Source organism: Vibrio sp. Vb0598 (assembly GCF_033338935.1).
GTDB classification, from domain to species: Bacteria; Pseudomonadota; Gammaproteobacteria; order Enterobacterales; family Vibrionaceae; genus Vibrio; species Vibrio alginolyticus.
Genome location: NZ_JAWOTP010000217.1, coordinates 1 through 1,149, shown reverse-complemented (window position 1 = coordinate 1,149; position 1,149 = coordinate 1). Strand labels below are relative to the sequence as shown.

1 protein-coding gene and 1 pseudogene are annotated in these 1,149 nt (G+C 44.4%); both read left to right on the top strand.

What is annotated here, in order from left to right; translation table 11 throughout:
• A pseudogene (locus tag R7Q38_RS24200) lies at positions 1-545 on the top strand (porphobilinogen synthase); the annotation flags it as partial.
• A 141-nt stretch (positions 546-686) separates the two neighbouring features.
• Entirely contained in the window at positions 687-1,121 is a 435-nt protein-coding gene (locus R7Q38_RS24195) for a GNAT family N-acetyltransferase (protein WP_005459779.1), read from the top strand.
• Positions 1,122-1,149: the final 28 nt, after the last annotated feature.

Sequence of the window (1,149 nt, the reverse complement as noted above, 5' to 3'; positions counted from 1 at the left end):
CATCAGACATGATGGATGGTCGTATCGGTGCAATCCGAGTTGCGCTAGAAGAAGCGGGCTACATTCATACTCAAATCATGGCTTACTCGGCTAAATACGCATCAAACTACTACGGCCCATTCCGAGATGCCGTCGGTTCTTCGTCTAATCTAAAAGGTGGTAACAAGAAAAACTACCAAATGGACCCAGCAAACATTGATGAAGCAATGCATGAAGTCGCAATGGACATCAATGAAGGGGCAGACATGGTGATGGTTAAGCCAGGTATGCCATACTTAGATGTAGTTCGCCGAGTGAAAACCGAGCTGCAAGTTCCGACATTTGCTTACCAAGTATCGGGCGAGTACGCGATGCACAAAGCGGCGATTCTTAATGGCTGGTTAAAAGAGCGCGAGACAGTAATGGAATCACTACTGTGCTTTAAGCGTGCGGGCGCCGATGGCATCCTGACTTACTTTGCAAAAGACGTAGCAGAGTGGTTAGCGGAAGAGAATGCACAAGCCGCTCAGCACCTAAAGATGGCTCGAGAAGCGACAGAAGAGTAATTATCGCTCAGTGAGAAAAACCAGACCGACAATAGTTGTTCGTCTGCATATACCCAAGTAACCTCAGGCGGATTACAAAAGGCTTGTATATCCCAAAAAATCCAAGGTGCTTGGGTATATTTATTTCTGGAGAAGAGAACAATGACAATGCTGATTCGTGAAGGCACGTTGGAAGAGGCACTTCAAGTGGTCACTCGAGTGAAAGAGTTTGCCAACGGAGAAACCTTAGATTCGATGTCACAGCGTCTTGGAGACAAAAACAGCCTAATCCTAGTGGCTGAGAAAAACGGTGCTATTGTCGGTTTTAAAATCGGCTACGAACTGGATGAAGACACCTTCTATAGTTGGTTTGGTGGTGTTGCGCCGCAAGCTCGAAATGAGGGAGTCGCGCAGATGTTGTTAGAGGCTCAAGAAGAATGGGTCGCAGAACAAGGCTATAAAACACTAAAAGTGAAATCTCGAAACCAATTTCCTGCCATGCTCAGATTGTTGTTGAGAAATGGATATCTTATTGAAAAGTTTGAAGAAAAAATCAATCTTCGTGAATCGAGAGTGCATTTCATTAAAGCAATGTGAAAATAAATGAGATTTTTTCTCATTTAAC